This window comes from Kineococcus glutinatus (genome assembly GCF_039542765.1).
GTDB classification, from domain to species: Bacteria; Actinomycetota; Actinomycetes; order Actinomycetales; family Kineococcaceae; genus Kineococcus_A; species Kineococcus_A glutinatus.
Genome location: NZ_BAABIL010000529.1, coordinates 1 through 6,367, shown reverse-complemented (window position 1 = coordinate 6,367; position 6,367 = coordinate 1). Strand labels below are relative to the sequence as shown.

Genomic DNA, 6,367 nt, shown 5'->3' with positions numbered 1-6,367 from the left:
GGCCAGCCCGGTCACGACGGCGCTGGTCGCGTCGGCCGGCACGTCGACGACGAGGGCCGGGGCGTCGGCACCGGCGGCGTAGGCGCGCACCGCGTACCCGGTCAGCGGGGAGTCGCCGTCGGCCGGTGCGCTCCAGGAGACGGTGGCCGAGGCGTTGCCCGCGGTCGCGGTGACGCCGGCGGGGGCCGCCGGCGCGGTGGCGGCCGTCTCGACACCCGCGTAACCGCCGCCGGGGGTGGCGGGCACGGCCACGACGGTGTCGCCCGCCGCGGCGGCGAACCAGCCGGACAGCGAGCCACCCCAGGCGGACAGCGCCCCGGTCCGGTCGCCGGTCGTGGCCGGCACCGTCAGGGGCACGCTCGTGCCGGCCGGGCCGGAGACGTGCACGCCGTCGGCGTCGAGGTAGGCGCTCACCGCCGCGGAGGAGTCCTGCCAGCCGGACATCCGGTCCAGCACCTCGCCCTGCTCGCGCAGGCCCAGCTGGACGAGCGGCGCGTCGCCGGTGTGGGTGGCGCGGTAGCCGTCGAGGACGCCCTGCACGACGGGGTAGAGCAGCCCGTCCTCGGCCAGGTTGGACTGGTGGGCGTAGAAGGGGCGCGGGTCGTTGGCCAGGACGTGCTCCAGCGCGTTGCGCACCTCCAGCGGCTGCAGGTAGGACTCGAAGCTGGCCTTCGCCTCCGCGTCGGTGCCCGCCGCCAGCGGGGTGATGCAGGTGCTGGCGGGGTTGTCCTCGCAGATCCCGCCACCGCCGTCCGCCGCGGACGCGTAGTACCAGTTGTACTCGTCGATCTGCTCGCGGTACGTCGCGGTGTTGTAGTAGATGTTCATCGGGTAGCGCGGCACGGTGGTGGCCGCACCGACGGCGCGGCCGTCCGGCTCCCGGGAGGCGTCGGAGGCGATGCGGGTGACGCCCGCGGCGGCGAGCGCCGGCGCGAGGAACGGGTTGTCCGCCGGCTGCTGCGGGCTGGTGCGCAGGCCGGAGTGCTCACCGGTGACGAGTTCGCGGGCGTCGAAGCCGGGCAGGGCGTTGGCCCGGGCCCAGTCGACGTTCTGCTGCAGCTGGGAGGTGATGAACTCCTGCGACGCCCAGTAGGTGCCGCCGCCGGCCTGCGCCGCGACGTCGGCGTCCTGCCGCGGGGTCTCGGTGTCGCTGGTCGCGCAGTGCCACGTCCGCCCCGCCACCGTCGGCGCGATCTGGATGCAGCCGAGGTAGGGGTGGGAGTAGGTGTGGTTCACCCACGGGAACTGCGCCTTGTTCGCGAGGAACGCGTCCGTCAGCGGGTCCGAGCCACCGTTGTCCGCCTTCCACGCCACGCTGCCGCCACCGTTGAAGACCATGGTGAGGCGGAAGTCGTTGGCCTGCTGCCAGTCCACGAGACGGGTCACGTCGGTGGCGGTCATGCGGACGTCGGTGGTGGTGACGGCCGGGTCGACGCAGTCGTCACCGGGCGTGCAGTTGCCGGACGTGCTCCAGCGGCTGTCGGCCAGGAACACGTCGTCGACCTGGACGTCGAAGTAGGCGCGCTGGTGGCCGAGGTGGATGCCGCGGGTCATCCAGTTCACCAGGCCTGGCGCGATGGTGCCGAACCACTGCATGGAGTCGTTGGAGGCGGCGGAGAGGGAGAGCTCCTCGCGGCCGTCGTGCTCGTGCTCCCAGGCGATCATGCCGGTGGTGCCGCCGCTCGTGGCGGTGATGAACGGGGTCGTGGTCTCCCCCGCGGGCAGCTCGGGGTCGACCTGCGCGAGGTAGCCGTACACCTCGGTGGCCGCCGCGAAGTCGTCGATCGGCAGGGATCCGCTGAGCGCGGAGAACCCGTCCGCCCGCGCCTGTGCCGTCACGGTGCCCGCTGCCCCGTCGAGGACCCCGGCCGTCAGGGCGCTGGCACCGGAACCGGCTCCCGGCCACACGTAGGCGTTCAGCTGGCGGACGCCGTGGGCGCGTTCGTACCCGGTCAGCGCGGTGAGCTCGGCGTCGCCCATGCCGGCCGGCCGGGCGTTCGGCATGACGACGGCCTGGAAGCGGGCGGTGCCGGAGGCGGCGTCGACGAGGAACGCGTCGTCGATCGTGGGACGCCCGGCGTCGGTGAGGTCGACGACCGTGTGCGGCACCCCTTCGCGCTGGAGTTCCGCGGCGATCGCCGCCGAGGAGGGATCACCACTGGTGACGACGAGAACGCGCAGCGCGATCCTCGCGCCCGCCGCGGAGGCGGGTTCGACCAGACCGGCCAGCGGCACCAGGGCGACCGCGGCCCCTGCGATCGCACGCCGCGCACGGCGTCGCCACCTCGGACGCGCCCGGTTCCCGGCCATTCCTACCTCCAGCTGCTCGTTCGTCTGCACGGCGAGCCTAGGTATCCGCTGGGTGAGCACCGGACCGGATCGGGTGCGGGCCACCCGGGTGGCCCACGTCACGGGGCGTCATCGTCGGTGAAACCCCCCGGACGGGGTGGGCCGGGTGGGGGAACCACCTGCGCCGGGCGCCGGTGCCGGCCCCCGACGGGCAGGGCGGGGGCGCGCCCGGCGGCGCTGCTGCACCCGGGCGACGGAACCTGTGGGAGGTGCGCCGGAGCCACTAGCCTTCACGGGGCGGGCACAGGGTTTCCGCCACGAGCACCACGGGAGCCGGGGTAATGGGACGCTGGTGGCGGCGCAAGGCCGGCGCGGACGACGAGCAGGTCCTGCTGCGTCAGGAGGTCGAGCGGCTGACGCAGGAGAACATGCGGTTGCGCCTGGAGCAGCAGCGGCCGCGGAACCTCAGCGCGGTCGCCGAGCAGCTGCGGGCGGTGGTGGCGCGATCCGGCGAGGACACCGCGGAGGTGGGGTTCCTCGAGGCGCGCGACGAGGCGTACCACGTCATGGCGCAGACCGAGGCGACGCGCCGGGCGATCCTCGGCGTCCTCGACGATCTCGTCGTGTCGGCCGGTCAGCTGCAGCGGCAGCTGACCAGCGGGCTGCCGCTGGCCGAGGTGGACCGCCGCGTGGTCGAGCGCCGGACGGCGTCCTCGGCCGCCGGGCGATGACCGGCGGGCTCGCGCACCCGGGAGGGCAGGACGGCCCGCTGCGCACCGACCTGCGGGTCCTGCTGCTGGCCGGGCGGCCGGACGACCCGACGACGGACGCCTGGGCGGCCGCGCTCGCGCGCACCGGAACGCCGTTCGACGTGCACCCCGCCAGCACCGCCCCGCTGACCGCCGCCGACCTCGTGCACGCCGGGCGGCCGCGGCACGGCCGCTACGGCGCCGTCATCGCGGGCACCGACAGCTCGGCGTTCTGGACGAGCCGGGAGGTGCTCGCCGCGTACCGCCGCCGCTTCGGGGTGCGCCAGCTGCGCGCCTACGAGTTCCCGCGGGCCGAGGACGGCCTGGCCGCTGCCGCCGGGCGCCCCACCGGTGGGACGACCGCCCGCGTCAGCGCCGCCGGGCGCGAGGTCCTCGGCTACCTGCGCGGCACGTTCCCCCTCGCCGAGGGCAGCTACGGATACCCGACGCGGGTGGTGGACCCGGCCCGTTTCACGCCGTTCCTGCTGACCCCGCAGCAGGAGGTCCTCGCGGGCGTGCTGCGCCACGACGGCCTGGAGGACCTGCTCGTCCTCGTCGACCACGACCGCTGGATGCCGCACGGGCTGCTGCTGGCCCGCGGGTTCCTGGGCTGGGTGACCCGCGGGCACCACCTCGGCGCGGACCGGCACCGCTTCTCCTGCCACGTCGACGACGTGTTCATCGCCAACGCCGCCGCGCGGGAGGGCGAGTGGGTCCCGGGGGAGGCGGTGGAGACGGTGCGGATGTCACCGGCGGACGTCGCGGCCGTCGTGGCGTTCCAGCACCGGCGGGGTTTCACGTTCGACCTCGTCTACAACGCGCGGGGCGCGGACGCCGAACGGGACCCGCTGACGGCGTCGCTGCTGGCCGATCGGCGGGAGTTCCGCTGGGTGAACCACACCTGGAGCCACCGCGACCTCGGCCACCTGACCCCGCAGGAGGCGGCGACCGCGGACGGGTGGCAGGTGCAGGGCCGCGACGCCGAGGGCTGGGTGGGTCCGCAGCTGCTGCACGAGGAGATCACCCGCAACCGCGACTGGGGCGTCGCCGCGGGGCTGGACCCCGACCCGGGGGTGCTGGTGACGGGTGCGCACTCCGGCCTGGACAACCCGCACCTGCCGGCCGCGCTGGCGGGCACCGGCACCACCGTGATCGCCACCGACGCCTCCCGCCCCCGGCCGGGGACCGCGATCGGCCCGGCGGTGGCGGTGCCGCGGCACCCCACGAACGTCTACACCCACGTCACCACCTGGGCCGAGCAGCTCGCCGAGCACGCCCGCCACTACCCCGGCGCCGGTGCGCGCGACCGCGAGGAGTTCCTCGCCGCCGAGAGCGCGACCGTGCTGCGGCACGTGCTGACGAACGACCCCTCCCCCACGTTCGCCCACCAGGCCAACCTCACCGCCGAGCGCCCGCTGCTGGACCTCGTCGCGCGGGTCCTCGACGAGCACGCCCGCTGGGTCGGCGACAGCGCGCCGCTGCTCAGCCCGTCGACCGGGGAGGTGGCGGTGGAGCTGCGCCGCCGGCAGCGGTGGCGGCGGGCGCTGGAGGCGGGTCTGGTGCACGCCCACCACGAGGCCTGCGCCCCGGGCCCGGGCACCGTCGTCGTCACCGCCGGCACCGACCTGGAGGTCCCCCTGACGGTGCCCGCCGGCAGCGCGGCGACGGCGGCGGGGCTCGACGCCTACGCCGGGTCGCTGTCGGGCTGGCTGCCGCTGGCCGCCGGCGACGAGCTGCGCGTCACCCTGCCCCGGGCGGCGGCGTGAGCGCCACCACGGGCACCACCACGGGCGCCCCGCCGCGCGTCGTCCTGCTCACCGAGGGCACCTACCCGTTCGTCGTCGGCGGCGTCAGCACCTGGTGCGACCTGCTGATCACCGGGCTGCCCGACGTCGAGTGGCGGGTGTTCGCCCTCACCGCCGGCACCGCCGACGCGCCCGTCTTCGAGCTGCCGCCCAACGCGAGCCTCGCCGGGCACCTGCACCTGTGGGGCTCCACCCGGCCGCCGCGCGGCGTCCGCCGCCGCCCGTTCCGCGCCCGCGCCCCCCGGCGGCCGACGCTGGCGGCGGAACTCGTCGAGGGCCTGCTGGGCTGGTCCTCGGACCCGCTGGCCGTGGTCCCCGCGCTCGTGTGGTGCCGCCGGCACCCCGACCGCGTCCTGGCGATGTTCCGCGACGAGGTCATGTGGGAGCACTACCTGCGCGCGCTCGCGGCGGTCCTCGACGAGCGGCACGAGGAGGTCGGCGCCGTCGCGGAGTTCGACCTCGGCCGGGCGGTGGACCTGTACCAGACCCTGTTCTGGCTGGCGCGGACCGCGGCCGAACCCACCCCCGAGGGCGAGGTCTCCCTCGTGACGGCCGCCGCTTGGTCCAGCCTGCCGGCGGCCGTGGACAAGGCCATCGGCGGGCGGCCGGTCGTGCTGTCCGAGCACGGCGTCTACGTGCGGGAGAGCTACCTCGCGGCGGTGCGCTCCTCCGACCCCGCCGCGGCGCGGTTCGTGAACACCCGCCTGGCCCGGGGCCTGACCCGCCTGGCGTACGCGATCGCCGACGTCGTCTGCCCCGTCACCGAGGCCAACGCACCGTGGGAGGAGGAGCTCGGCGTGTCCCCCGAGCGGATCCTCACCATCCCCAACGGCGTGCCCGCGCCGGGGCGGGTGGAACCCGCCCCGCGCACCCGGACGGTGGTGAGCGTGGGGCGGCTGGACCCGCTGAAGGACGTGCGGACGATGCTGCGGGTGGCGGCGGCGGTGCGCGAGCGGGTCCCGGACGTGACGTTCCTGCACCACGGGCCGGTGCCGCGCGGGCAGGAGGACTACGCGCGCGGCTGCCACGCGCTGCACGCCGAGCTCGGCCTGGGGGACTCGTTCCGGTTCATGGGGGCCACGAAGGACCCGACGGGCGTCATGCGCGCGGCCGACGTCGTGCTCATGACGAGCATCTCGGAGGGGTTTCCCATCTCGGTGCTGGAGGCGCTCTCCCAGGGCCGCCCGGTGGTCACGACCCTCGTCGGCGGGGTGCTCGACGCGATGCGGGGGGCGGGCGTGACCGCGCCCCCCGGCGACGTCCACGCCCTCGCCGACGCGGTGGTGGCCCTGCTCCTGGACCCCGGCCTGGCCGAGCGGCTCGGCGGTCGCGGTCACGAGCGCGTGGGGCGTCTCTTCGGCCGGCAGCGCTGCCTCGACGGCTACCGGGCGGTGCTGGGCGCCGTGGTCGCGGAGTCCCGGGCCGCCGGGCCCCGGGCCGAGGTCCCCGCCGCGGTGGGCGCCCCGCGGTTGCCCGCGCAGTCCCGGGCCGGCTCCGGCGGCCGGACGGCGGTCGCCCCGTGAG

Annotated in this window: 4 protein-coding genes; 3 read left to right on the top strand and 1 reads right to left on the bottom strand. The window is 76.0% G+C overall.

The window, feature by feature from the left end:
• The coding region (locus ABEB16_RS17630) for a fibronectin type III domain-containing protein (protein ID WP_345713525.1) at nucleotides 1-2,235 on the bottom strand (2,235 nt) is incomplete at its 3' end.
• Between the two features lie 395 nt (nucleotides 2,236-2,630).
• Here ABEB16_RS17630 and ABEB16_RS17625 point away from each other — a divergent pair.
• The 3 genes from ABEB16_RS17625 to pelF are packed head-to-tail and all read left to right on the top strand — an operon-like array spanning nucleotide 2,631 to nucleotide 6,366.
• Nucleotides 2,631-3,020, top strand: coding sequence for a hypothetical protein (locus ABEB16_RS17625; protein ID WP_345713524.1), 390 nt, complete (start codon nucleotides 2,631-2,633; stop codon nucleotides 3,018-3,020).
• Nucleotides 3,017-4,804, top strand: a complete 1,788-nt coding sequence (locus tag ABEB16_RS17620) for a hypothetical protein (protein WP_345713523.1) — start codon at nucleotides 3,017-3,019, stop codon at nucleotides 4,802-4,804. Before ABEB16_RS17625 ends, ABEB16_RS17620 begins: the two co-directional genes overlap by 4 nt.
• Nucleotides 4,801-6,366, top strand: coding sequence for a GT4 family glycosyltransferase PelF (gene pelF / locus ABEB16_RS17615; RefSeq protein WP_345713522.1), 1,566 nt, complete (start codon nucleotides 4,801-4,803; stop codon nucleotides 6,364-6,366). The genes ABEB16_RS17620 and pelF overlap by 4 nt, the downstream gene beginning before the upstream one ends.
• The last annotated feature ends 1 nt before the right edge of the window (nucleotide 6,367 follow it).

What these genes read in the sequence shown, in the direction of transcription:
- ABEB16_RS17620 (WP_345713523.1), top strand. Translation starts at nt 3,017, where the DNA reads ATGACCGGCGGGCTCGCGCACCCGGGAGGGCAGGACGGCCCGCTGCGC.
- ABEB16_RS17625 (WP_345713524.1), top strand. Translation starts at nt 2,631, where the DNA reads ATGGGACGCTGGTGGCGGCGCAAGGCCGGCGCGGACGACGAGCAGGTC.